Source organism: Mesorhizobium sp. M1312 (genome assembly GCF_040318115.1).
GTDB lineage: Bacteria > Pseudomonadota > Alphaproteobacteria > Rhizobiales > Rhizobiaceae > Mesorhizobium.
On sequence record NZ_JAMYLQ010000022.1, the window covers coordinates 99,210 to 124,983 of the forward strand.

Sequence of the window (25,774 nt, forward strand, 5' to 3'; positions counted from 1 at the left end):
CTGGAGCATCTGATGCCGACCCGCCCCTATGCCATCCTTGAAGCGCCATCTTCGCTGGGTCTGGCGACCGACGGCGTTGAGGCCTTGCCCGGTCGGCTGCTGGAACTGGGCCTCGCCGAACGCATCCATGCGCGCCGTGCCGGGCGGCTGGCCGTCCCGCCGAAAGACCCGAAGCCCGACCCTGCCACCCTGACGCTGAATGCCAAGGCGATCGCGGCGTGGTCGCCCAAGCTCGCCGACGCCGTGGAGGAGGTGCTGGATGCGGGCGAATTCGCGGTGGTGCTGGGCGGCGACTGTACCATCCTGCTGGGTCCGATGCTCGCGCTGCGCCGGCGCGGTCGCTACGGCCTGTTCTTTATCGACGGCCACGCCGACTTCTTCCAGCCCGAGGCCGAGCCAAACAGCGAAGGCGCATCCATGGACCTGGCCTTCGTCACCGGCTACGGGCCGGCGCTGCTGACCGACCTGGAGGGTCGCCGTCCGTTGGTGCGCTCCGAGGACGCTGTCGCCTTCGCATTTCGCGATCACGAGGACCAGGCCGAGTTCGGCAGCCAGCCTTTGCCGGCGGAGCTCATGGCCTACGATCTCCACGCCATCCGCCGCCTGGGCGTCGAAGCCGCCGCCCGGGCGGCCGTTGGCCACCTGACGCAGGCGGAACTCGACGGCTTCTTCATCCATCTAGACGCCGATTGTCTCGACGATGCGATCATGCCGGCGGTCGATTTCCGCGTACCCGGCGGGCTGTCTTGGGACGAACTTTCGGCGGCGCTCCGGATCATCCTGGCGAGCGGAAAGGCGGTTGGGCTCGAGGTCACCATCTACAATCCGCGCCTCGACGAGGACGGCAGCGTCGGCCGTCGCCTTGCTGATGTCCTGGCGGTGGCTCTCGGCACGGCCGCGCCCGCTTAAGCGGACGGGACGCCCGCCTGCTATCTGGACCGGCCTTTTTCCCTGTTGATGAAATCAAGGATCAGGTGAGCTGCCGCTTCCGCGCGGGTTTCGAGCAGGAGATGACCGGCGTCGAGGATATGGGCGTCGATACGGGGAAGCGCCTCGATCCAGCTCATGGTTTCGGCGAGTTCGAAGAAGGGGTCATGGCGACCCCACACCATCAGTGCAGGCGGCTGGTAGGTTTGCAGATAGCCCTGGATCTCTGCGAAGCGGCGCACATAGTTTCCATAGTCCGCCACGAGGGCACGTTGTGCCTCGAGCCGTCCCGGCAGGCTCATCACGCGCCAGTCCTCATCCCAGTTTTCGGCACCGATGGACTTTGCGATATCGTCGGGCAGGCCCCCGACATACTGATACCGCATCCCTTCCCAGGTCAGATGAGCGGTGGCGGCGGCCTCATTCTCCGCGGTGGGGTTCGACCAATAGGCGATGGTGTCTGCCCATTGGCGGCCGAACCCACTGGTATGAGCGTTGGCATTCTGGATGATCAGACCCGTCACCAGCGCGGGCGCATGCATCGCGACATGAAAGCCGACTGGCGCGCCGAAATCGTGAAGGTAGATGAAGCGAGGACCGACGGAGAAGTGGTCGAGGACTTCGAGGATTGCCTTCCCCATTGCTTCGAAGGAGGTCGAGGCGAGGACATCGGACTCCCCGAACCCCGGAAGATCGGGAGCGATGACGAACAGGTCGTCGAGGAGCATCGGGGCCAGACGCCGGAACGTGCGCGCTGAGCTGGGAAAGCCGTGCAGCAGCAATAGGGCGGGACTGGAGGGATCCCCTCCGACATCCACCGCGAGACGGCTTCCGTCCATGACACGAAGATAGTGCCGGATCAATGCAGGCCTCCTTCTCTCACCGAGCCATTGCTCGTTCGCTCGCCTTTCTCCCGGATTTATTCTAAATCCATGGGTTACGTCGCGCCATAGCGTGCTTGTGGATACGCACTCCCATTCGATTGCTTTGAGGGACAATTTATCTTCCTCAAGCACAGGCACCGTCGCACTCTTCGGGAATCCCAGCCTTCCATCTGTCACCCGAACGAGAATCCCGCGCCTTACCCGCCGCCGGGATGATGGCAAGCAACCAAGCGACCGTCTCCTGTGCTCTGCAGAAGCGGACGCTCGTTGCGGCACGTGGAAGTAGCAGCCGGGCAACGGGTGTGAAACCGGCACCCGGAGGGTGGGTTCATCGGGCTCGGCAAGTCACCCTTCAGGACGAGCCGCTCGCGTCGCGCGCGATCGACGCTGGGTATCGGCACCGCGGAACGGAGTGCCGCAGTGTAATGGTGCCTGGGCGCCGCAAAGACCAGATCAGTCGGCCCGCTCTCCACGATCGATCCCAGGTACATGACGGCCACTCGCGTCGAAATCTGACGCACCACGGACAGATCATGGGCGATGAATACATAGGTCAGGTTGAACTCCTCGCGCAGATCGGCCAGCAGATTGACGATCTGGGCCTGGATCGAAACGTCGAGTGCCGAGACCGGCTCGTCGGCCACGATCAACCGTGGTCGGAGTGCCAGCGCGCGGGCAATGCCGATACGCTGGCGCTGGCCGCCCGAGAATTCGTGGGGATAGCGCGCCGCGTGCTCGGGGGATAATTCGACCCGGCGCAGAAGCTCGGCCACACGATCCGCCATTTCGGATGCCGAGAGGCGCTCATGGATGCGGAACGGATCGGCCAGCAGATCCCCGACCCGCCGACGCGGATTGAGCGAGGCGCTCGGATCCTGAAAGACCATCTGCATCTGTCGCCGCAACGGACGGAGCTGGCGCTGGGACACGTCGGTTATGTCGCGGCCCTCGAACTCCAGCGAACCGGAGGTGATACCGGTCAGACGCACCAGGCATCGGCCAAGAGTGGATTTACCGCAACCGGACTCTCCGACGATGCCAAGAGTTTCCCCCGGCCAGATGTCGAGCGATACCGTGTCGACCGCCTGGACCGTCCGGCGCTGCGCCGGGAAAATCGAGCGGCCGACGTGATAGCGTTTCGAAAGGTCGCTGGTCCGGAGCAGCGGGCGCTCCCGCAGCACGCCGCTCATACTGGCGTCTCGATGCTGGCAACCTCGCGGGTATGGAACCGTTTGCGGCTGGTTTCCGGCAACGCGCAAGCAGCACGATGGCCGTTCCCGCCGACAAGCGGGGGCTGGACCAGGCAGGCATCGTGGCGAAAGGAACAGCGCGGACCGAAGGCGCAGCCTTTCGGCAGGTTGGAGAGGGACGGCGGAGCTCCCGGAATCGCGGCGAGCCGTGCCGGACGCTCGCCATCCATCGGCGGGATCGAGCCGAACAGTCCCCATGTGTAGGGATGCAGCGGCGTCCGGAACACGCTGCCTTTGCTACCCTCCTCGACGAAGCGTCCGCCATACATGACCATGACCCGATCCGCGACCTGGGCGACGACGCCGAGATCGTGCGTGACCAGGATTACCGCAGAGCCGAACTGGTCACGCAGCCGTCCGATCAGCTCGAGGATCTGCGCCTGCACGGTCACGTCGAGGGCCGTGGTCGGTTCATCCGCGACGAGCAGCGCCGGGTTGCACGAGAGCGCCATCGCAATCACCGCACGCTGGCGCATGCCGCCGGAGAGCTGATGCGGATAGCCGTCGACGACCCGATCCGGATTCGCAATGCCGACCGCATCCAGCAACTGCACCGCCCTCGCCCGCGCCGCCCGTGCCGACACTTTCTCATGCGCGCGCACCTGCTCGCCGATCTGGTTGCCGATCGTGTGCACCGGGGTAAGCGCCGACATCGGATCCTGAAAAATCATGGCGATCTGGCGACCGCGAATGGCATCGAGCGCACGCCGGTTGAGCCCGATCAGTTCCTGTCCCATGAAACGGATTGAACCGGAGAGAACGGCATTGGGGCTGTCGATCAGCCCCATGATGGCGAGCAAGGTCTGGCTTTTGCCCGAACCGGACTCGCCGACGACCCCGATGATCTCCCGCTGCTCGACGGCAAACGAGACCCCTGCCACTGCCCGCACCAGGCCCGCGTCGCTGCGAAAGGATACTGTGAGACCCTCGACGACGAGAAGGGGAGCGTCAACGGACATCGCGGGCCCTCGGGTCGATGAAGACAAAGACGGTATCGACGACGAAGTTTGCCATCACTACGAAAAAGGAGGCGTAGATCACCGTGGCAAGGATCATCGGCAGATCGAGGGTCTGCAGTGCGTCATAAGTCAATTTCCCGACGCCCTGCAGCCCGAAGACCACCTCAGTCAACAGCGCACCGCCACCGACCAGCGCACCGAAATCGAGGCCGAACATGGTGACGAATGCCACTAGTGAGGTTCTGAGGCCGTGATGCAGCAGCACCCGCCGCTCGCCGATCCCCTTGGCCCGCGCGGTGCGGATGAAGTCCTCCTGCATCATCTCGATCAGGCTTGCCCTCAGCACCCGTCCGTAGAGACCGACATAAAGGGTTGCCAGCGTAAACCACGGAATGACGAGCGCCCTGAACCAGCCCCAGGGATCCTTTGTCAGGGGGATGTAGCCGAGCGGAGGAACCCAGGAAAACAGCCAGGTGTCATGCCAGCGGCTCTGTGTTAGCAGATTGGCGACCTCGCCGAGCCAGAAGACCGGAATGGACACGCCAATCAGGCTCAGGATCATCAGCGCCCGGTCGATGAATGTGCCGCGCGTCGCACCGGCGATCACCCCGACGATCAGTCCGCCGAGCACCCACAGCACCGCGGCGCCGCCGACCAACGACAGCGTAACGGGAATGGCGCCCATCACCGCGGGAATTACGCGCTGCCCGCGATTGACGAAGGAGGTGAGATCGCGGCTGACGAAAAGCCGGTTCATCATCAGCCCGTATTGCACCGGCAATGGCCGGTCGAGACCGAAATCGTGGCGGACCTGGATCAATGTCTCCTGGGAAGCATTGCGGCCGGCGATGCGGGCTGAGGGATCGGCACCGGGCGTGGCAAAGAAGATCAGGAAAGCGACGACGCTGATGCCGAACATCACCAGCACCATCTGGCCGAGCCGGAAACTCAGAGCGGCAAGCACTAAATACCCCTCGGCGAGGACTTCGGATCGAGCGCGTCTCGCACGCCGTCGCCCAGAATGTTGAGAGCAAGCACCGTAATGACAATGGCAAGCCCGGGCGCCAGCGCCACGATCGGCCTGGAATAGAGCAGGCCCTGACCGTCCTGGATGATCGTGCCCCAGCTGGCATCCGGCGGTTGCACGCCGATCGACAGGAACGACAGCGAGGATTCCGTCATCATGTTGAGTGCCAGGATCAACGGCACGAAAACGATGATGCGCGTCACCACATTGGGCATGATATCACGCAGCAGGATGCGCCAGGGCGACGCGCCAAGCCCGATCGCCGCGGTCACGAATTCGGCCTGCATCAAGGTCAGGACATGGCCGCGGATCGGCCGTGCCACGTAGGGCACATAGACGATGCCGATGATGAAGACCGGTAGCCACAGGCTGCCGGAGCGGATTTCGAACGGACCGATCTGGATGCTCTGCGCAATCAGCACGATAGACAGCGAAATCGCCAGCAGGAAAATGGGAAAGGCCCAGAGCACATCGAGAATGCGCGACAGGCTTATGTCGACGATACCGCCGAAGAACCCGGACACGACCCCCAGAAAGGTCGCCAGGGTGAGGCACAGCACAGCGGCAGCACCCGAGATCAACAGCGAATCCCGCCCGCCATAAAGCAGTCGCGCCGCGACGTCACGGCCCTGATTGTCGGCGCCGAGCAGATAGGGGCCGATCCGCCAGGTAGGCCCGATCGGCGTCATGCCGAGGCCGAGGCCTTCGGTGGAAGGCTGCAATACCGGCTGGATCACCCCATCGATGACGATCTCGCCGTTGAGATTGGTCACGAACGGATCGGTGTGCGAGACATAGTGCGCATAGAGCGGCGCCGCCAGCGAGGCGATCACGATCACGACGAGCACGCCGAACGCGGATATTGCCGAACGATCGGCTCTAAGCTTGCGCCATGCCGTGCGCCATGGGCCATCGGCGGCTTGGCGGACCGGGGCGGCAGGCTGGTCCGCAATGACATTGACCATGAACAGGATTGCCTAGGAAAAATCTCGACCTGAAAGATGCGCTGATCCGGCGGAAAAGGAAATGCGACGGAGCGCCGGTGGCACTCCGTCGCATTGGCTCCGGGGGATCATTCCACCCAGGACTGGCTGACAATCCAGTAGAATTGCGGACTGAAGGTGAAGTTCTTCAGCTTGGAAGAGACAACATCGACCCGCTTGGGTGTGAACAGAACGGCGACCGGGGCCTTGTCCGTCACCGCCTTGTCGATGGCGGTCCAGAGCGTTGCGCCCTTGGCCGGGTCGGCGATGGTGGCTGTTTCTGCTTCGGCCATCGACGCGTCGATCGATTTGTCGCAGAAACCGGAAATGTTGACAGAAGCGTCCGAGCCCGGCGTGAACGAGGCACAGCTGAACAATACCTCCAGAAAATTGGATGGCGCCGGGTAATCCTGGAACCATTGCGAGATCGATATCTGCACCTTGTTGTTGGTGTTCTGGATGTAGGTGAACTGGATGTTCTGCGAGATCGGCTTGACCGATGTCTTGTAGCCGAGCTGGTTGAGAACGTCCTGCAGGTAGACCCCGATCGACTTCGAGACGCTGCTGTCCTCGGTGATGATGGTCACCTCCTGACCTGCAGTTCCCGATTCAGCAATCAGTTGTTTGGCCTTGTCCATATCCGGTGCCGACCACTTTTCGCCCGGATTGGCGGTGAATGGGCAATAGGGCGCAAATGACGGGAACCCCGGCGGCAGGATCTGACAGGCCGGCTGCGCCAGATTGCTGCCGCCAAAGAGCTTGACGATCGCGGCGCGGTCGATGGCGAAGTTCACCGCCTGGCGAACACGGATGTCATTGAACGGCGCGAGATTGTTGTTCATCGGCGCATACCACATGGCCGTCAGCGGATGCACAGTGACCTGCTTGGCATATTTGGTGCCGAGTTCGCCGAGACGATCCGCCGGCGGCGGATCGAACATCCAGTCCGCCTGCCCATTCTCGACCGCCGTCACAGCCGCTTCGTCGGTAAGGCCGAATTCGTAGTCGATCTCGTCCGGATATCCTGCCGGCTGGGCTTCCTTGCTCCATTCCTTGAAGTGAGGATTGCGCACCATTTTCATCAGCTTGTTCGGGTCATAGCTCGCGATCATGTAGGGCCCGGTGCCCGGGATCGGATCAGTGCCGGCATCTTTGAGCGGCGCGCCCGCCGGCAGGATCGCCGCGTGTGGAATGGCGATCTTCTGCAGGAACTCGGCATCCGGCTGAACCAGGTTGAAGGTGATCGTTCCGGCTGCGTCGTCAACCGACAGGCCGCCGTCGAGGCTGCACGTCGCCGGTGTTTTCAAGCACGCATCGGCGCCGACGATGCCGTTGTAGAATGTCCCGGCCGTCGGTCCGCTGATCTTGAAGATGCGTTGGAACGAAGCCAACACATCCTTGCTGGTGACGTCCGAGCCGTCGGCAAACTTGATGCCTTTGCGCAGCTTGAAGACATAGGTCTTGCCGCCGTTTTCGACCTGCGGCAGGGTTTCGGCGAGATCCGCGACAACCTCGAAGCCGGTCTTATCCCCGGCCTTTTTGTAGGTCACGAGACCATCGTAGAGGATATAGTTCATCTGGAAATACTGCAGCGTGTAATTGATGTGTGGATCGGCGGTGCCGGCGGCTGCATTGGCCAGCAAGCGGAGTGTGCCGCCGGGCTTGCCTTCCGCGGCCAAGGCACTGCTCGGCGGCGACACGATCGTCATGCCGAGCAGAGCCAAGCCGGGTATCAACGCTGCCAGTGCCTTTTGGGGTCGCATGGTTGTGTTCCTCGTGGAAAGCGTGTCGACTTGCCACGCTATACGCAATCATCGACCGCGGCGTGGCTGGAAATGATCTTGGGTTGCGGGTGATCTCCGCGAGTTCGCCCAATCGCAAAAGACTACGACCAGTGAAGCCAGACAGGATAGCTATTAAGATAGATAGGTCGCAGAGGCCGCCCTAAGCCCATTTATTGAGCACTCCGACGACATGGCTATTTGACAAGCAATGGCCAGCGGGTAAGCTTGTCGCATGCAGGGCTTTTCAGGCGATCTAGAGAGCCGGTTCCGAACAGGAATGAGCATCGACGCTGCAATGGCGGTGGCGACCGATGTGCTGGAGCCCGTCGGCTTCACCTCATTCATCTATGACTATACGCCTGTGCCCGTCAGCCATGAGGGCGACCTGATCACGCCCTCGCTGATGGCTCTGCACAACGTGCCGCGCGACATGCAGGATCTCTGGTGTAAAGGCGGGTATTATCAACTTGACCCCGTGCAGGAAGCAGCGCTCGCCGTATCGAGGCCGTTCCTCTGGTCGCACAAAGGCGTTCAGAGCACCGTCATGCAGCACGTGCTTCGGTCCAGGCATGATCCCGTGATCAGCTATCTGCTCGATACAAGGATGACCTGCGGCGTCACCGTGCCCATCCGTCTTGCCGGCGGGGATCTGGCCACCTTCACCGCGATCCGCGCCGACCCCGAAACCGGGTTCGAGGCCGAAGCAAGGCAGTTCATCGCCGAAATCGGCGATCTGGGCCATCTTTTGCACGACTCTGTCTATGCCGGTTTCGATGCCGGAATCCGCACCTGCCAATATGTCCATCTGACGTCGCGCGAGCGTCAGTGCCTGCGCCTCGCCGCCGCCGGACTGACGGCCAAGCAGGTCGCGCGCGAGATTGGCCGCGCGGTGCCGACTGCAACGCTGCATCTCAACGCGGCGACGCGCAAGCTTGGCGCGCGAAACCGCTTCCACGCCATCGCGCTGGCTGCCCACTACCGGCTGCTCGAGCCGGAGCATTGAGGCTCTCCGCCTGAGGGCCACCGGCTCCCGCCAGGGCAACCTATAAATAGTGCTAGCTGTAAATGCGCCGGGCCGCTTAGTACCGTCGGCCACAAACAAGGCTTGGGAGGGTCCGTCACTATGGTTCCTGCCGCGCCATGACGCGGAGCTTGGAACTGTGACGGCACATGCGACCACCGAAGGATTCAGCGACTACAAGGGCTACCGCACCTGGTACCGCGTGATCGGAGATCTCAACTCGGGCAAGCTGCCACTGGTCGTCGCTCACGGCGGGCCGGGTTGCACCCATGACTATGTCGATTCGTTCAAGGAGCTGGCCGATACCGGGCGGGCCGTCATCCACTACGATCAGATCGGCAACGGCAAATCGACCCATCTGCCCGACAAGGGCGGCGACTTCTGGACCGTCGATTTCTTCCTGGGCGAACTCGATGCGCTACTCGCTCACATTGGCGTTGCCGACCGTTACGCCCTGCTCGGCCAGTCCTGGGGCGGCATACTCTCGGCCGAACATGCCGTACGAAGACCCGCCGGGCTCAAGGCATTGATCCTGGCCAATTCGCTGGCCTCAATGGCGCTATGGGTGGAAGGCGCGCTGCAATTGCGCGCCGGGCTGCCGGCCGATGTGCAAACTGCGCTGGACCGGCACGAGGCAGCCGGGACCACCGATCACCCGGATTATGTTGCGGCAACCAAGGCTTTTTACGACCGCCATGTCTGTCGCGTCGTTCCGATGCCGCCGGAAGTAGCCCGGACATTTGCGGCAATCGAGGAGGATCCGACGGTTTATCACACCATGAACGGACCCAATGAATTCCACGTCATCGGCACCATGCGGAACTGGACCATCGTCGAGCGCCTGCATCTGATCGAGGCGCCGACCCTGGCGTTCCGTGGATTTTACGACGAAGCGACCGAGGCCTGCGTCCAGCCCTTTCTCGATCATATCCCGGACGTCGAAGGCATTGTCTTCCCGAATTCCAGCCACATGCCGCATTTCGAGGAGAAGGATGATTGCCTCGCCGCCGTCGGACGCTTTGTGGCCAAATACGATTGAGGCCTGCCCCACAGCAGGCTGTCTTTGCGCAAGCTGATCGTGCTGGGCTTGGCCTTGCATTCATCCTGATGCGTTCCGTCGTTCCTTGAGCGCCTGGGCCAGGAAATCCTTGACCGGATCGAGCACCGCCTCCCGTTCGTGAGCTACCCCGGGCAGCAAATCAAAGCGCACGCGCACACCCGCCTTCTCGAACGATCGACACAACGTCCCGAGGCGTTCCGGCCTCGTTCGTCCTGCATCGTTGGCGCCCGGCATCCAATGGGTGCTGCCCTGGATATGGGTGATTTCCCAAGTCTCTAGGTCGGCATCGCCGACGACCATCTGGACAGGTACTTTTGCCAGCGTGCCGGCATCGAAGCTGATGCCGAACTTCTCCGGCAGGTCGCGAATGCCCACCCACCAATCCCGCGCGGGATCGAGCAAGCTCACCGAGCCCGGCGCGCCGATCGAAGCCGCCCATAGCCTGTCGGGATGGAGGATGGCGAAGCGGTGGGTGAATTGCCCGCCGCCGGAAAATCCGAACATGGCGAAGCGGGTCCAGTCCTGACGATATTTTGCAATGACTTCCTCGACTATGGCGAGCAGCACCTGATCGTAGCGGATGTCGCCCTCGATCAGGTATTTATACCCGCTGCGGGCGTCGTCGCCGAGAACGCCGATTGGGAACAGCGGGCACAAGATAGCGCAGTCGTTCCAGCGTCCGAACTCGGCGAACGCGTCGCGGAAGCCCAGGAACGAGGTGCGGCCAGTACCGTGGATGGCGACCAACAGATCGACTTTGGCGCCTTCCCCCACCGCAGGCGGCACATACAGACAATAATGGAAGCGTGGGTCTGATTTCGAAGCAAAGATGGCGGTCGCGCCAAGATCGTATGTAGCGCGGCCGCGATCCGCGACGGATCCCGTGGCGATGCTGGTCAAGTCTACAACTCCTCAGACAGTCTTGGCATTTATGGCCAGCGTATACTGGTCGGTCCGCGTCGTGAACTGAAGGTCCTTCCGGGCAGCCACGACGAGGACCTCACGGTGCATCGGAATCAGGGCAACGTCGTTGAAGACGATCTCGCTGAGTTTCGAGAGCATCTTTTCGCGCTTGGCATCATCCAGCGTCCGCTTTCGCTCGCCGGCCAATGAGATAGCGAGTTGAACCGGTGCCAAACGTCACACGATTTCCCCGGTGGAGTGTGACGAGGGGTGCATCTCCGGAATGGTGAAAACCGGCACCTCGCCCTTGAAGCCTTGGAGTTCAAAGGCGCCCGCCTGGACAACCGGCATCGATGCTCCCTGCGCAAATCCGGGACCCAGCACCAGAGGGATCCTCAGCTTTTTGGTCGTTGACTCGAGCCGTGCCGCGCGGTTCACCGGCGAGCCGATCGCGGTGTAATCGAAGCGCCGTTCGGAGCCGAAATTCCCTACCGAGCAGATGCCAGTCTCGATGGCGACGCCGATTTCGATAGAGGGGTGCCCGCGCGCGGTGAACGCAGCGTTTTCGCGCTTCACCCGTTCGATCAGGGCAAGCCCCGCTTCGAGCGCGCGCTCGCGATGATCCGGCTGATCAAGCGGCGCGTTCCAGAAGGCCAGCACCGCGTCGCCCATGAACTTGTCGATGGTGCCGTCGCGCTTGAGTATCTCATCGGTCGCAATGCCGAGGAAGTGGTTGACCACCTTTGCGATTTCTTGGGTATCGAGTTGTTCGCTCATCGTCGTGAAGCCGCGTATGTCGCTGAGCAGGATTGTGATCTCGCGCTTTTCGCCGGACAGGATCGCTTCGGTGCCCGAGCTTGCGAGGCGCTGCACCACGGAAGGCGACAGATACTGGGAGAACTGCCGTGCCAGGGTGGACCGGCGCTGCTCGCTGCGCCTGTAGAGGACATAGCCTTCGAAGCCGGCTACCAGGACCGTCGCAAGCGCCGGCTGCAGCGGGTCATAGAGTGCACCCTGTATGCTGTATTCGAGAGCGCCGAACACGAACGGCGTGACCGCCAGCAGCCCCAAAGCGAGGGCGCCAAGCACGACACGTTCGGCGAGCACTCCGGAAAGCCCGATGAAAACGATGGCACTGAGGACAAACCAGAGGCGCTCGAGCATACGCGCGTCCGTTGGTTCTGTAAGATAGCGCCCGGCGAGCATCTGGCCGATTGCATCGGCGTGGATGTCTGCGCCTGGTCGCGCTGGACGCGTCGGCGTGGACAGGTACTGGGTCAATCCCACGGCCGACAGATCAACAATGGCGATGGCGTTCCGCAGCAGCGGATCGCCGTGGCCCGAAAGTATATTGCTGGCAGATATGCGCGGCGTATTGGTGTCGGTTTCCCAGAGGCGGATGCTGCCCTGCGGCTCGAGTGGCACAATGGTGCCGGCCATCCTGAGCGCGTCAAACCCGGCGGCGTTCATCCGGGCTACGTAGCCGTTCTCTCCGGCGTAGAGGCGCAGGAGTTCGAGCGCGAAGGACGGCCAGAGCTGCACGCCTTGAGCCGTATTTCGGAGCCAGAGCAGCGGCACATGGCGTAGTACGCCGTCGGGATCGGGCAAACTGCGAATTACGCCGAGGCCTGCAGCGGCGCTCGAGAAATCCGCAAGCGAGCCTGTCAGACCGGTGAAGCCAGGAAGCGTCTCGGGTACTTGACCGACGATCGACCAGCCGGCTTTGGGCTCTGCTTCTGAAACCGTCGCCTCGTTGCCCAGGCTGACGGCAAGCGCCGTTCGGTTTTTCGCCAGTGCCGTTGCCAGGCGCTTGTCTCCGGCGATGCCCCCAGGCGAGGTGTCGGCCTCGGGCAGCACCAGCGCAAGCCCGATCACCGCGGCACCAGACTCGGCGACTCCATCGACCAGATCGGCCAAAAGCCCACGGTTCCAGGGCCATCGCCCATATGCCTTAAGGCTCGCATCATCTATCGAGACTATGACAACAGGATTGCTCGTCGCCTCGCGCGGGGCGAGGGACTGGTAGAAGTCATACGTAAGCTCGCGCAGGTGCGATAGCGGCCGGTCGAAAGCAAAATGGCAACCGAGCAGCAAGAGTACGACCGCAAAACCCGGAAGCTTGCGCCGGGCAGCCCGCCGCCAATCAGCCAAGGGGCTCATGCCGGTCGGCCGGACCTACCGGCAGTCGGGATAGCAGTCATCCTCATCCACGCCGCCGCCCACAGGTGGCGTTAGGCTGTCGGGGAACTCCATGACCACTCCTGGCAATGCGCCGTCGGTGGAGTCGCAGATTTTGAGCGAGCCGCCGAGTGCCGACGCACAAATCGCGCTTACGTCCAATCCCGGACCCGGTGCCCCTGGCAGGCCCGTGCCGGCTATCCGCTCGATGCTGTCCAATATCGGGAAGGTGTCGATTCCCCCGTAGCCGGTCAGCAGCTTGCCATTTTCTGACGTGCAGGCGAAGCCCGGGTTTGTGATGACCAGCCGTTTGCCATTCATCGTGCAGGTCATGCGGCCGGCGCGCAGTATGCCGACGGTCTGGCCAGCTGCCACCAGCACTTCGATGATGCCGCCTCTGGCCCCGAGCACCATGTGCGGCGTCGCAACCTGCATGACGCCGCCTTTCGAAACCTGGCCGCCATAAAAACGGGCGAGGCCGCTGTTCATCCCGATGTCGATCTTTCCAGATCCCGAGCCCGGATTGTAGACGAATTCATCGATCGTCAGGCTGGTGTTCGGACCAATCTTGGCGCTCGATTCGTCCCGGAACACCAGCATTCCAAGACCAGTGGGATTGCTGCGCAGCTGGTCGCCGAGTTCGACGCCGGCGCCGACGTTCATTGTCCCGCCGTTGTTGCGGACGATGTTGGTCTGGTAGGCCGTCATCGACCCCACCGTTTCAGCAGCGGACGGTGCCGCGAAGGCAAGGAAGGCGACAAAAATGGCGATCTGACGATTCAGGGTCCTCATCGCGGCCTCTTTCAATTGAGCGTCAACGTGTAGCTCATCAGCATTTCGAACGATTTTCGGTCGCGGCTGGCGAGATCGAAGTTGGTTTCGCGATAGGCGAGATCGACGCTGATCTTCTGCGACTCCGTCAGCTGAAAATCGCTTTCCGAGGCAATGCGCCAGAAGTCGCTCTTGATATTTGTGCCGATGCCGATGGACAGATCGGGAGTGTCGCTATGGCCGGCCGAGAAGGCGACCTGGTGCGACCATGCGAAAAGATCCGGTACGTTCATCAACAGGCCGCCATAGCGGACCTCGCCCATGTAGCTGCGGCCGATTTCGCCGGATCCGGAGGCGAAGTCATTCGAGCCGACAAAGCGCAGTCCGAGCGCCTGGCCGTTGCGGAATCGGTAGCTGCCGCCTGCCTCATAGAAAACCCTGCTATCGGCGAAAATGCCTTGCGAGGCGCTTAGATCGATGTAGCCGCCGCCGGCGAAAAGAGTCGTCTCGACCGTCGGACGCACCAGGAAGCGTCCGCTGAGGCCGATGCCGGTTTCGTGAATATCGCTGTCGAAGCGATCCGTAACGGTGAATGCGGAAAGCAGCAGGCGCAGCGAATCGATCCCACAGTTGGGCAACCCCTTGTCCCAGGTGATCGCGGCGTTGCCGTGGATGAAAGTCTCCTTGCTACCCGGAACCGACAGGTCTGGCGTGAAAAAACGCTCTGTCGCCGTCAGCGCCCCCGAAAGGACGAGAGCGTCGGCACTTGGCGTGCCGAGGTCCCACCGGACAAAGCCTTCCGCTCGCCCGTAGGGCGAGACGAAGCTATTGTCGTCCTGAGCCCCGCCGGGCTCAAAATCGGTGAATGCGCTGAACACGCCGCCGGTCAGAGCGAGCTCCCAGGTGACGCCGCGTAACGCGCGCTCGATGCGGGCGAGCAGGCGAACGGCTTCCAGCTGCTCATCCGCGGGCAGGTCCCCGACTTCGATGCCGTACTGCACCTGCCGCCGGGCCAATTCGTAGGAGCCGACATGATAGTACAACCGGCTGGCCGCCAGCCGGGCGCGCGCATCGCGGGGATACTTGATCAGATACTGCTCGATCGAGGAGATCGCCTGATCGTATTGCCCTGCATTGACGGCAACCGTGACGAACTGGGCGAGCGTTCCGTTGTCGGCCGGACTGGCGATGCGGGCTGAAAAAGCATCGTCGTAGGCCGAAAAAAGACCCTGCGCGCCGGCCGGCAATGCGCCGCTACAAAGCAGCGCCGCGGCGCAGCCGACGATCGTTCGAAACGAAGATTGCATGCCGAGAACCCACCCCAAACCCGACCAGTGCGAAGGACTTAGCACGACTAGAAGAAAAAACGCGACAGAACTGTCACGGGACCGGCCGAGTCTTCAGCCGCTGTTGCAGCTACGCAACAAACTATCGGGTTCATTCGCATTTCGCCTGCGCTGGTTGGCCAAACATCTTTTCAGCGTTGTTGGATTTCGAGAAAGTATTCCCTACAAACGGCAACTACGACAAATCATAATCAGCCGTGGATTGCGCGGCCGACAAGATCAATATTGTTTGCGCGATTCTGCACGTATCTGGTCGCCGCATGACGCATCAGGGTCACATGTAGCTCATCCGAAAGTCCTCCGTCGCATTGCGCAAGCGCTCGAAGAGCTGGCGGGCGATGCTTCTCAGGACGGCCTGCGCAAATGTGCGCCACTACAGCACGAGCGTAGTGGCAAGCCCCAGCATCAGGCCCATGCCTACAATATCGGTCACGGTGGTAAGGAAAATCGCGGAAGCCACGGCCGGATCGGCGCCGACCCGCCGCAGGCCCAACGGGATCAGCACGCCGGAGATCCCGGACATGAGGCACGATCCGGACATTGCGAGCAGGATCACAAGTGCCAGCATGGGCGCCTGGGCTGCCGACTCCGTTTGCCGCGACGCGTAGAACCACATGGCCGCAGCCGCCACCAGACCGACGAGCACGCCGTTGGCGATCCCGAGCACCCCCTCCCTCAGAATCAGGTGCAGCTTCGGTCGTTTGTCCACATCCCCTAAGGCGAGACCACGCAACGTCATGGCCAGTGCCTGGCAGCCGGTGTTTCCGCTCTGCCCGGCCAGCACCGGGAGGAACGCCGCCAAGGCGACGATCTTCTCGATCGTGCCTGTGAACGAACTGACCACGAAAGCCGCCATGAAGGCCGTCAGCAGGTTGAGCTGCAGCCACGGATGACGTTTCAAGAAGGCTGAAAACAGCGGAGTGAAAGAACGCTCCTCCTTCTGGACACCCACCATCTGGCCAGGCTGGGCAGAAATCTCGATGATTTGCTGCTCGAAAAGCCGCCAGCCGCGAACCTGCCCGAGCAGCCGGTTCTGCGCGTCCACCACGGGATAGACGGGGTAGTGACGGCGTACCGCCGCCTTGCAGGCTTCGCCCAAAGGCATATTGACGTGAAGGGCGAACGGTTTCGGCAGCATGATCTGATCCACCGTGGCGGCCGGTTCGCTCAGCATCAGATCGCGCAGAACCACCAGGCCAACGAGTTTGTCCCCCTCGTCCGTGATGTAGAGGTAAGTCAACTCGGTCGGCACCTGCGCGCGCCTGACGGCCTCGACCGCGGCGGCTACCGTCGTCCCGACAGGAACGCTGGCGGGGATCGGGTCCATCAGCTCGACGACGGACCCGGGGACCGCGATATCCTTGCCGTCGCCATGAGGCGTGACAGGCCTCATATGCGATGGCAAATGCTCCGCCACCTTCCGGGCGTGCCTGTCCGGCAACAACTTCAATACGTCCCGGATGAACTCGGGAGACTCTCGGGCAAGCAATTCGGCCGCGTCGTCAGGCGCTCGAGCACGCAGCGTGCGCACTAATTTATCAACGTCGTTCTCTTGCCTCATCTGTTCCCCAACCTTTAATGTTGCGCCTCTGAGCTTATAGACGGAACCGGTTCGCTCTGCCCAGGCGCACGGTGGCCCAAGCACCTCGATCCGGAAAATATTCGCCCTCTCAGGGCGCAGAGTAGACCGAACCCAGACAAATCTGAGCCATTGCGTGGGTGCATACAAGTGGGCTGTAACGTCTGCGTGTCGCCAAGAGTATTGTCGTGTTGCCGAACTTCACCCGTCGATTCCTGGGCTCTGCGAGCAGGTCGCAACCCTCAACGAATAAGGTCGGCAATGGGCCGTCGTGGCCCTGCTCATTGGGGTGCGCCCAGCCCGACAGTTCGCGGTGTGAACGGCCGCGCTTCAACCTGGGAAGATCGTGAAACCGCCATCGACGCGGATGACCTGCCCGTTGATAAAGCGCGCGCGCGGACCGGCGAGGAAGGCCACCGCTTCAGCGATCTCTTCAGGCTCGGCATACCGGTTCAGCGATTTCTTGCTCGAATCCATCCGCTCCGGATCGACCACGCGGCTCGCCTGGAACCGTGCCGTCTTGGTGGCGCCGGGGCTCACCGCATTGATGCGCACGCCGTCGTCGATCAACTCCTTGGCGAGGCAGCGCGTATAATGGACGACGGCCGCCTTAAGCGTGGAGTAGACCACCTCCGGTGAGCATCCGATATGCGCTGCCGCCGAGGCAATGTTGATCACAGAGCCTGAGCCGCGCTTGACCATAGACGGAATGAACGCCTGGCAGACCAGCATTGTGCCGATGAGATTGTTCTCAGTCAGAACCTTGATGTCTTCATAGTCGATGTCGAGCGCGTTGTTGGGACTGGGCTTAACCCCCTTGGCGCCGATATCACCGCCGGCGCAGTTGACCAAAACATGCACATCGCCGAGGTCCGTCTCGATCTTGCTCTTCATTTCGGCGACGGCTTGCTTGTCTCCGATGTTGCCGGTGACCGCGGTCACCCGTGTCCCATGCTTTTCCAAACCCTTGGCGGATTCGCCGAGGTCTGCGAATTCGCCATACTGCGATGGCCGGGTCCAATCGAGATCGTGGATCGCAACGTTTGCGCCGAGTTCGGCCAGGCGTTCGGCCATGACGCGGCCGAGGCCGCGTCCCGAGCCGGTCACGAAAGCGGTCAGGCCGCTGAGTTCTCGCGCAGTCATGCTGATTTCTCCATTGCAATGAAATCGAACTTCTTCATGTTGGCGGCGCTGCGCCGGATCATGTCGAGCTCATACGAAACGAGCGCGCCGTCATCGTCGCGCTCCCATGGCGTCCGGTAGTCGGCGTCGTCAGCAAGGCGGTTTACGCGCGCAGCACTCAGGCAGGCCGCGAACTCGCGCGCGGTCTTCGGCGCATACCCGTTCCACCAATCATCGGTGAGACAGCGAACGTGGCGGGCTTCCAGCGCGCCCGGCTCGAGCACTGCAGTCAGCGTGTCGTGATGCTCGGCAAGGATGGCTACCAATTCGGCGAATGGCACGGCGCCGTCGCCGATCGCGCAGCGGACCAGACGGTAGCCCTCATCCGTGAACTGCACGCGATAATCCTTGAGGTGAACGTGGCGGACATACGGCGCGATCCGCCGCGTGAAGGAAAGCGGTGCCTCGCCCACCGGGAATGTATTGCCTGTGTCGTAGGTGATACCGACACCGGGCCCACCGAGTTCGCAGAATGCGACCAGTTCGTCGCTGCCAAAGTCCTGATGGTTTTCGATGCCGAGCACCCGGCCCTCAGCCGCCGCACGCGGCGCCCATTCCGTCAGGGCAGCGCGGATCGTCACGTTGAACTCGTTCCATTTGCCGCCCCATGCGTTGCGGTCACCGCACAGGACGGGGGTCAGTGCAATACGGATCGTTGTCGCCTCGAGCAGGCGCGCGGCCCGAAACGCGTTGTCCAACGGACCTGCCACGAGAAGTCCGCCACTGACCACCGGGACGATGTCGAGCGCGGCCAGACGCCTGCGCAGGTCGACGACCTCGGCGTCCGGCAAGTCGGTCAACCACGGTTCGTAGATCTCGAGCGTGCGTGCGCCGAGTTCCTGCGCGAGCGCTATGAAGCCTTCCAGCCCCGCCCCATCCGGATTGTGCCGCGGCGTACCGCGGCCCTGCAGACCGAGATGGTAGGTCAGTCCGTAAGGGTTGAGGCCGAGACGAAGCATCAATTTGGCAGTTCCGTTGAGAGAAATGGTAGCGATCGCATCAGCGCAGACCGGCATCGACGGTGATGGACTGCTTCGTGATCATGCGGCTGTCGTCCGCTGCAAGGAAGAGCACGGTCCGTGCAATCTCTTCGCCCAGGAGGACGCGGCGGATCAATTGCCTCTGCACCGTCTGGTCGATTGCGTCTTGCGTCTTGAACCACAGCTCGCGCTGCCGCTCGGTGATGACAGCGCCGGGTTCGACTGCATTGACGCGGATGTTGTCGGATCCGAACGACCGCGCCAGTGCGCGGGTCAGGGCCACAACAGCGCCCTTGGCGGTGGCATAGGCCACCATCTGGTCCGCGCCGAAACGCCAGGCGATGGAAGAGAAGTTTATGATCGAGCCGAAGCCGAGTTCCTTCATATGCGGATGCACCGCCTGTGCAGCGAAGAAGTGATGCCGGAGATTGACGTCGAAGCTGCGGTCCCAATATTCGGCTGTCACCGCGTCAACGGGATGGCGCTGATCGTCGGCAGCATTGTTCACCAGGACGGCGACCGGACCAAGCCGCGCGCGTACGCCTTCGACCGACGCCTGCAGCGCTGCGACGTCGGTCACGTCGCAATGAAGGTACAACGGGGCCTGCCTGGCGGTACCACCGAGCTCGCGCACCAACGCCTCCGCGGGTTCATCCTGCACATCGAGCAAGCCCACATGGGCGCCATTCGCCACGAAAGCACGGACCATATCGGCCCCGATCCCGGAGGCGCCGCCGGAGATCAGCACGACGCGATCGGTCAAGCTCGGGTAAGTCGCGAATTGTATGGACATCAGATCACAGAAGCGCCTTGGTTGTTGGATCGAACAGACAGGCGCGCGACATGTCGATGCCGAGCGTTATCGTCTCGCCCATGACGGGAGCGTCATCCGGCTCGAAACGGCCGGTGATCTCCAGGTCCCCTAGCCTGAGGACGGCAAGCGTCTCGGCCCCGGTCGGCTCGACCAGTTCGACCGGCGCGCGCATGGATTCGACAGCCGGTTTGCGCGACTTCAGGTCCGTCGTGAAACGGTAGATGTGTTCCGGCCGAACACCGAGCACCACGTCCTTTGGCGCACCGGCGGGCAAAGGCGCGGCAAGGGCAAGAGTAGCGTCGCTGCCGTCAGCGGCGCGCACCGCGATGCTGGTTGACCCCGTAAGCCGGGCGGGGATGAAATTCATCGCCGGCGATCCCATAAAACCGGCCACGAACATGTTGGTCGGCCGGTCATAGATCCGCTTCGGCGTGTCGAACTGCTGCACCGAGCCTTGATTCATCACCGCAATGCGGGACGCGAGCGTCATCGCCTCGACCTGATCGTGGGTGACGTACACCGTCGTCTTGCCGACGCGATGGTGAAGCTTCTTGATTTCGGTGCGCATGTCCACGCGCAGCTTGGCGTCGAGATTGGACAGGGGCTCGTCGAACAAAAACAGCTTCGGGTCGCGTACCAGGGCGCGCCCCATCGCAACGCGCTGCCGCTGACCACCCGACAATTGCCCGGGCTTGCGGTTGAGCAACTGCTCGATCTGCAGGAGTGCGGCAACCCGCTTTACGGCTTCCGCTTGCTCCGCTTTGGGCACGCCCCGGCTTTCCATGCCGAAGGTGATGTTCTGGCGCACCGTCATCGTGGGATAGAGGGCGTATGACTGGAACACCATCGCTATGTCGCGGTCCTTGGGCTGCACGGAGTTCACCAGCCGGTCGCCAATCCAGATCTCGCCCGACGTGACGGTTTCCAGGCCGGCGATCATGGCGAGCAAGGTTGACTTGCCGCAACCGGAGGGACCGACGAGGGCGATGAATTCCCCGGTTCGCGCTTCGAGATTGATGCCGGCCAGAATCTCGAGCCCGCCATAGCTCTTGTGGAGGTCGCGGATCATCAGCGCGGACATGAACGATGCCTCATTTGATGGCGCCCTGTGTCAGGCCGCGCACGAAGTACTTTCCACCGAACAGGTAGATCAGCAGCGGCGGCAGCGCGCCGATCAGCACGGCTGCACTCATCACATCGTAAGCACGGGCGGTCGTGCCGCCGGCAGTGAGCGCGACCAATGCCGCCGTAATCGGCTGCTGTTGGCCCGAGGTGAAGACGACGCCGAACAGATACTCGTTCCAGATACCGGTGAATTGCCAGATAACGGTGACAATCAAAATCGGCGGCGACAGCGGCAGGATGATCTTGCGAAAAATCCGCCAGAAGCCAGCGCCGTCGATGCGTGCCGCCTTGATTAGATCGTCCGGTATGCTGACGTAGAAGTTGCGGCAGAACAGGGTGGTGAACGAAATGCCCTGGACGACGTGTATTAGCACCAGCCCGTATGTCGAATTGGTTAGGCCGAGTTTGCCGAGCAGGAACGCCCACGGCATCAGCGAAATCTGGCCGGGCATGAAGACGCCGAGCAGCATCAGATTGAACAGAATTTCCGAGCCCTTGAAACGCCATTTCGACAGCACGTAGCCGTTCATGGCGCCGAGGAGCGTGGAGATGACCGTCGCGGGGATCGCCATCCAGAGCGAGTTGAAGAAATTGCGCTTCATGCCTTCGCAGGTGCCGCTGACGCAATACGTACCCCAAGCCTGCGCCCACGCGTCGAGGCGGAAGCTGCGCGGCAGGGAGATGAGGCCGTTGCGGGCAATGTCCGACTGCTCCCGCAACGAGTTGAAGACCACGACCAGCAGCGGTGCAAGGTAGATGACCGCGAAAAGCGTCAGCACCGCATAGATAAGAAAGCGATTCCAGAAATATCGCCGCGTAGCCGCGGCCGCTTCGGGATCATGCCGGGCGTTGAGGGCAATGTCAGCCATTGCCGCCCTCCGCCCGCCTGCGCCAGACGATCCACAAGGAATAGGGTACCAGCACAACCGCAAGGGCCGCGAGCATCATCATCGCCGCAGCGGCACCCTCGCCGATCTGCCCACGCTGGAACATCAGGTCGTAGACGTAGATCGCCGGGAAAGTAGTGGACACACCTGGCCCACCCCGTGTCAACGCCGCCACCAGGTCGAATGTCTTGATGGCGAACTGGATCTGGATGACCGCCACCGCCAGGAAAATCGGGGCGATCGTCGGCAGGATGACCTTCCGATAGGTTCGGGAAACCGACGCACCATCGATTTGCGCTGCTTTGATGAGGTCCGGATCGACCGACCGAAGGCCAGCCAGGAAAAGCGCCATTGCGAAACCGGACGACTGCCAGATCCCGGTTATGATCACCGCATAAATCGCAGTGTTGCGGTTGGCCGTCAGGGCGAAGCTGAAGTCGGTCCAGCCGAGCCCCCGCACAAAGGCCTGGATGCCGTCGACGGGATTGTAGAGCCAGCTCCACACCGTACCGGTGACGATGAAGGACACTGCCAGCGGGTAGAGGAAAATCGTGCGCCAAACCGCCTCGCCGCGAACACGCTGGTCGATCAGGATCGCGAGAAGCAGTCCGATAGCCATCGAGCCGACGATATAGAAGCCGCTGAACAGGAAGAGGTTGGTATAGGCGATGTTCCAGCGCCGGTTCGCCCAGAGCGAAGCATAATTGTCCAGACCGACGAACCCATAGGTCGGCATGAGCGACGAATTGGAGAGCGAGAGATACAGCGTCCAAATCGTGAAGACGAAAACATAGATGAAACTCGCCGCAAGCGACGGCGCCAGCACCAGAATGGGCACCATCGTGCCCAGGCGCTCCCGCCACGGGGTCGCGGGAGCCGCAACCGGTACGGTCAGGTCACGCGTGGACATCGGCTGCTCCGGCGAAGTCGGGGCCGGGCGACGCGCCAGGCCATCATCGGCAGCTTTTTCACATCTGCGCTTCGGCCGCTTCGGCCATGGCATTAGCTGCGTCCTGCGCGGTCATGTCCGGTGTCGCTACGAATTCGGTAACGGTATCCATGATCGCGCCGCGCACCTTCTGCGGGATCGTCATGTTGTGCGCCATAGAACGGACAAGCGTGCCGGCATCGATCGACGCCTGCAGGTCCTTCTGGGAGAGCTGCTGGCAGGGATTGAAGCCGTTCGAAAGATCGACGTCGAGACGGGCCGGGATCGAGCCCTTGGTCTGATTGAAAATCGTCTGGAACTCAGGCGACAGGATCGTGCTGGCGAGCAGTTTCTGCCCCTCGACGTAGTCCGGATCCTTCTGCTGGAAGAACACGACCGAGTCGGAATTCAGGATGAAGCCCGGCTTGCCCCAATCAGTCGGCGCCTGGGCGCAGACATAGTCGGTGCCCTCCTTGAAGCCGCCGGCCGTGAGCAGGCCGAGCGTCCAGTCGCCCATGATGTGGAAGGCGGCCTCGCCGCGGCCGACCAGATGCGACATGCTATCCCAGTCGCGCCCGTTCATGCCGGGGTCCATATATTTCGTCGTCATGGTGCGGAACTGTTCGAAGGCCTTGACCATGCCGTCGCTGCGCATCGCCTCGACGTCACCCTCGACGAAGGCCTTCTTGAAGAGATCGAGATCCATTCCGTAGACCACGACCTCGAACACCGTCGAATCGGTCCAATCGGCGGTCGAGTGCGAGATGCAGATTTTGCCTGATGCCACGATCTTGTCGCAGGCGGCGTTGAAGTCTGCCCACGTCTTCGGCACCTCGGCGACGCCTGCTTTCTGCATGACCTTCGGCGATGCCCACAGCCAGTTGATGCGATGGATATTCATCGGCGCCGCCACCCAGCTCCCGGTCGGTTTCATCACCGGCAGCAATTCGGGAGCGACGACTTTCTCCCAATTTTCCCCTGTCGCCAGATCGTCGAGATTGGCTGTCATGCCGGTCTCGTTCCATTCGGCGATCTCGGGTCCCTTGAGCTGCACCGCGGGGGGGGCATTGCCAGCGATCACGTCGGCGCGCAGTTTCGCCAGCGTGTTGGCCGTGTGACCTGCGATGGAGGTCTGCTGCCAGGTGCCACCCTTGGCGATAAACATCTCGCCGAGCTTGGCAATAGCCTGGGCGTCCGATCCGGTTGCCCATTGATGCAATAGGTTGGTCTTGGGCTCTGCGAGCGCGGCTCCCGCAACAAAGGTGTACGCCGTAGCGGCCGCAACGGCCGTCCTCAGATATTCCATCGTTTCACTCCCATATGGTGATGTACGGTTCGTATCGACCGCTTGTGACCGCGATTTGAAGCCGCCGCCGGTGAGATGCAGTAATCTCTGTTCTTTCCAAGATGACATATTTGAGCTATCAGTCAACGTCCTTTGTGCTCATCATGAACAAACCTTCGCTTAGAAATTGGCTGATCGACAGGCCCTCCGCATCACCGGAGAGCCTGATCGTGCGATGCCTACGTGAGCGCGGCGTGCTTTCTGCGTCGCAAATCACCCGCATCACCGGCTTGGCGCGATCGACGGTTTCAACCGCGCTCAATGGCTTGAGAAGGTCCGGAATGGTGATCGAATCCTCGGCCCACCATGCCGGGGCCAGGGGTATTGGCAGGCCTGCCGCGACCTTGACGCTCAATCCCGCTGCGGGCACTTGCGTCGGGATCCATCTGGGCCTCGACGAGATGCGGTGCGTCATCGCCGACGTCTCGCATTCTGTCATTACCGAACAAACTATCCCCATGGGTCTGGACTACCAGCCGCAACAGGCGGCCCAGTTCGCCAAGTCAGCAATTGCCCAATGCTACGAAGAGAACGGTCTGCCGATGGCGGGGCTCCTGGGAGTTGGGGTTTCCGTCTCGGGCCCTGTCAGCCGCGAAGGAGTGGTGCTGCGTGCGAGTATTGTTCCGACCTGGGCTGGGGTCAACATCCGCGATGTGTTCGGGCCGGTTCTCGAACAGCCGATTTTCGCCGACAACGAGAGCAACTGCTCGGCCATTGCCGAGCTGATGTGGGGCGCGGCCGTCGGCCAAGATGATTTCGTGCTGTTCAAGGTCGATCTGGGCGTTGGCGGGGCCATTGTCCAGCATGGCCGGCTGGTGACTGGCATCGCCGGCGGCGCGGGCGAATTCGGGCACATCAGCATCGATCCCGGCGGGGATCTTTGCCGATGCGGCAATCGCGGATGCCTGGAGCTCTATGCGAGTTTTGCCCGGCCGCTCGAGCAGATTTCGCGCATCGTGCGGCGGCAGGTCACGATGGACGAGGTGATCATGATGGCTGAACAGGGCGACGTCGGGGCGCTGCGGATGATCGAGGACACCGCCGAGTTCGCCGGCCGTGGTCTTGGTCTGATCGGCTCGGTGATCAATCCGCCACTCATCGTCGTCGGGGGTCGCATGGCTTTGGCAGGCGACATTCTCCTGGCACCGCTGATCGCGTCATATGAACGCCACACGCTCATCAAGTCCTGCGATATCGCGCCCGCCCTGCGCACTCGGATAATCGTTGGCAAGCACACGGAGAACGATGCATTGCTCGGCGCAGTCGGCCTGGTGCTGCGCCACAACAGCCGACTGCAATGATCTGGCTTTGCGCCGGGTGACGCCCGACCGGTTCCCCTCACGCCCACCTACGAAACCGTCAGAAAACTACCGCTTTGATTTCATTGAAGAATTTCGGCCAATCGGGGCGGCTCATATCACCTACTATCGGTGTTTTCGGCAGACTGCCAGGCCCTCGAAAGCCCCTGTGGAACTTGATGCTTTGCAAACCTCGCTGACCGCCGCCATCCGGAGCATCGAGAAGGGCAAGTTCGGCGCCGCCTCAAGCGTCTAGTCGAGACCGCCCTTCGTGTGCTCCCGGCGGGATGAGTCGCCACACCGCATAGAGCTTTTAAAACGGATCGAGATGGATGTGCTGAATTTTGCCGTGCCAGGTGAAGCGGCGCGTCCCTTGTCATCCCCCAGAAGCAGACATCGCTGATGTCAACGCCACGGCCGAGGTTGCGCCAACGCCTGACGTTTGCGCTGTGCGCAGCTAGAGCGGGATGAATTTAGGTTGGCGCATAGCCGGCCTCGATGAAGTAATTTCTGCATTCGGTTGAGGTGACAGTGCCGAGGATT

Annotated in this window: 23 protein-coding genes and 1 pseudogene; 5 read left to right on the forward strand and 19 right to left on the reverse strand. The window is 62.1% G+C overall.

What is annotated here, in order from left to right; all coding sequences use genetic code 11:
• Positions 1–12: 12 nt before the first annotated feature.
• Complete coding sequence (locus tag NKH36_RS23245) at positions 13–909, forward strand: arginase family protein (RefSeq protein WP_352963398.1); 897 nt, start codon at positions 13–15, stop codon at positions 907–909.
• Between the two features lie 20 nt (positions 910–929).
• On the opposite strand, the gene NKH36_RS23250 is transcribed toward NKH36_RS23245, so the two are convergent.
• From NKH36_RS23250 to NKH36_RS23275, 6 genes are all read right to left on the reverse strand, one after another.
• Positions 930–1,790: an alpha/beta fold hydrolase gene (locus tag NKH36_RS23250; protein WP_352963400.1), complete on the reverse strand. Its 861-nt coding sequence runs from the start codon at positions 1,788–1,790 to the stop codon at positions 930–932.
• Positions 1,791–2,008: 218 nt separating this feature from the next.
• Positions 2,009–3,001 carry an ABC transporter ATP-binding protein gene (locus NKH36_RS23255; RefSeq protein ID WP_352963402.1) on the reverse strand — a complete coding sequence of 331 codons (993 nt, stop codon included), beginning with the start codon at positions 2,999–3,001 and terminating at the stop codon, positions 2,009–2,011.
• Positions 2,998–4,020 carry an ABC transporter ATP-binding protein gene (locus NKH36_RS23260; RefSeq protein WP_352963404.1) on the reverse strand — a complete coding sequence of 341 codons (1,023 nt, stop codon included), beginning with the start codon at positions 4,018–4,020 and terminating at the stop codon, positions 2,998–3,000. Before NKH36_RS23260 ends, NKH36_RS23255 begins: the two co-directional genes overlap by 4 nt.
• Positions 4,010–4,984 carry an ABC transporter permease gene (locus tag NKH36_RS23265; RefSeq protein WP_352963406.1) on the reverse strand — a complete coding sequence of 325 codons (975 nt, stop codon included), beginning with the start codon at positions 4,982–4,984 and terminating at the stop codon, positions 4,010–4,012. The genes NKH36_RS23260 and NKH36_RS23265 overlap by 11 nt, the downstream gene beginning before the upstream one ends.
• Complete coding sequence (locus NKH36_RS23270) at positions 4,984–6,012, reverse strand: ABC transporter permease (protein WP_352963408.1); 1,029 nt, start codon at positions 6,010–6,012, stop codon at positions 4,984–4,986. The genes NKH36_RS23265 and NKH36_RS23270 overlap by 1 nt, the downstream gene beginning before the upstream one ends.
• A 107-nt stretch (positions 6,013–6,119) precedes the next feature.
• Positions 6,120–7,793 (reverse strand): ABC transporter substrate-binding protein, encoded by a 1,674-nt coding sequence (locus NKH36_RS23275; RefSeq protein ID WP_352963410.1) that lies wholly within the window; start codon positions 7,791–7,793, stop codon positions 6,120–6,122.
• Between the two features lie 298 nt (positions 7,794–8,091).
• Between NKH36_RS23275 and NKH36_RS23280 the strand changes: the two genes are divergently transcribed.
• Both NKH36_RS23280 and NKH36_RS23285 read left to right on the forward strand, forming a co-directional pair.
• Entirely contained in the window at positions 8,092–8,817 is a 726-nt protein-coding gene (locus tag NKH36_RS23280) for a helix-turn-helix transcriptional regulator (protein WP_287232332.1), read from the forward strand.
• Positions 8,818–8,974: 157 nt separating this feature from the next.
• Complete coding sequence (locus tag NKH36_RS23285) at positions 8,975–9,874, forward strand: proline iminopeptidase-family hydrolase (protein ID WP_352963412.1); 900 nt, start codon at positions 8,975–8,977, stop codon at positions 9,872–9,874.
• 60 nt (positions 9,875–9,934) lie between these two features.
• Here NKH36_RS23285 and NKH36_RS23290 read toward each other — a convergent pair whose 3' ends face one another.
• The 13 genes from NKH36_RS23290 to NKH36_RS23350 all read right to left on the reverse strand — a co-directional run bounded on the left by NKH36_RS23290 (position 9,935) and on the right by NKH36_RS23350 (position 23,894).
• Entirely contained in the window at positions 9,935–10,795 is an 861-nt protein-coding gene (locus NKH36_RS23290) for an alpha/beta hydrolase (protein WP_352963416.1), read from the reverse strand.
• Positions 10,796–10,807: 12 nt separating this feature from the next.
• Positions 10,808–11,032: a hypothetical protein gene (locus NKH36_RS23295; RefSeq protein WP_352963418.1), complete on the reverse strand. Its 225-nt coding sequence runs from the start codon at positions 11,030–11,032 to the stop codon at positions 10,808–10,810.
• 3 nt (positions 11,033–11,035) lie between these two features.
• Positions 11,036–12,958: a CHASE2 domain-containing protein gene (locus NKH36_RS23300; RefSeq protein WP_352963421.1), complete on the reverse strand. Its 1,923-nt coding sequence runs from the start codon at positions 12,956–12,958 to the stop codon at positions 11,036–11,038.
• A gap of 15 nt (positions 12,959–12,973) precedes the next feature.
• Entirely contained in the window at positions 12,974–13,768 is a 795-nt protein-coding gene (locus tag NKH36_RS23305) for a FecR family protein (protein ID WP_352963424.1), read from the reverse strand.
• Positions 13,769–13,779: 11 nt separating this feature from the next.
• Positions 13,780–15,054, reverse strand: coding sequence for a tetratricopeptide repeat protein (locus tag NKH36_RS23310; RefSeq protein WP_352964648.1), 1,275 nt, complete (start codon positions 15,052–15,054; stop codon positions 13,780–13,782).
• A 412-nt stretch (positions 15,055–15,466) separates the two neighbouring features.
• On the reverse strand, positions 15,467–16,654 hold the full coding sequence (locus NKH36_RS23315; RefSeq protein ID WP_352964651.1) for a magnesium transporter: 1,188 nt from the start codon (positions 16,652–16,654) through the stop codon (positions 15,467–15,469).
• A gap of 348 nt (positions 16,655–17,002) precedes the next feature.
• Entirely contained in the window at positions 17,003–17,815 is an 813-nt protein-coding gene (locus tag NKH36_RS23320) for an SDR family NAD(P)-dependent oxidoreductase (protein ID WP_352964654.1), read from the reverse strand.
• Positions 17,812–18,813, reverse strand: a complete 1,002-nt coding sequence (locus NKH36_RS23325) for a sugar phosphate isomerase/epimerase family protein (RefSeq protein ID WP_352964669.1) — start codon at positions 18,811–18,813, stop codon at positions 17,812–17,814. Before NKH36_RS23325 ends, NKH36_RS23320 begins: the two co-directional genes overlap by 4 nt.
• 40 nt (positions 18,814–18,853) lie before the next feature.
• Positions 18,854–19,627, reverse strand: a complete 774-nt coding sequence (locus NKH36_RS23330; RefSeq protein WP_502912095.1) for an SDR family NAD(P)-dependent oxidoreductase — start codon at positions 19,625–19,627, stop codon at positions 18,854–18,856.
• 4 nt (positions 19,628–19,631) lie between these two features.
• On the reverse strand, positions 19,632–20,729 hold the full coding sequence (locus tag NKH36_RS23335) for an ABC transporter ATP-binding protein (protein ID WP_352964656.1): 1,098 nt from the start codon (positions 20,727–20,729) through the stop codon (positions 19,632–19,634).
• A 10-nt stretch (positions 20,730–20,739) separates the two neighbouring features.
• Complete coding sequence (locus NKH36_RS23340; protein WP_352964658.1) at positions 20,740–21,642, reverse strand: carbohydrate ABC transporter permease; 903 nt, start codon at positions 21,640–21,642, stop codon at positions 20,740–20,742.
• A complete protein-coding gene (locus NKH36_RS23345) occupies positions 21,635–22,570 on the reverse strand; it encodes a carbohydrate ABC transporter permease (protein ID WP_352964660.1) in 936 nt (311 codons plus the stop codon). The genes NKH36_RS23340 and NKH36_RS23345 overlap by 8 nt, the downstream gene beginning before the upstream one ends.
• Positions 22,571–22,628: 58 nt before the next feature.
• A complete protein-coding gene (locus tag NKH36_RS23350) occupies positions 22,629–23,894 on the reverse strand; it encodes an ABC transporter substrate-binding protein (RefSeq protein WP_352964663.1) in 1,266 nt (421 codons plus the stop codon).
• A 143-nt stretch (positions 23,895–24,037) separates the two neighbouring features.
• Between NKH36_RS23350 and NKH36_RS23355 the strand changes: the two are divergent.
• Together NKH36_RS23355 and NKH36_RS23360 are read left to right on the forward strand one after the other, a co-directional pair.
• Positions 24,038–24,166: pseudogene (locus tag NKH36_RS23355) on the forward strand (hypothetical protein); the annotation flags it as partial.
• A gap of 111 nt (positions 24,167–24,277) precedes the next feature.
• A complete protein-coding gene (locus NKH36_RS23360; protein WP_352964675.1) occupies positions 24,278–25,234 on the forward strand; it encodes an ROK family protein in 957 nt (318 codons plus the stop codon).
• The last annotated feature ends 540 nt before the right edge of the window (positions 25,235–25,774 follow it).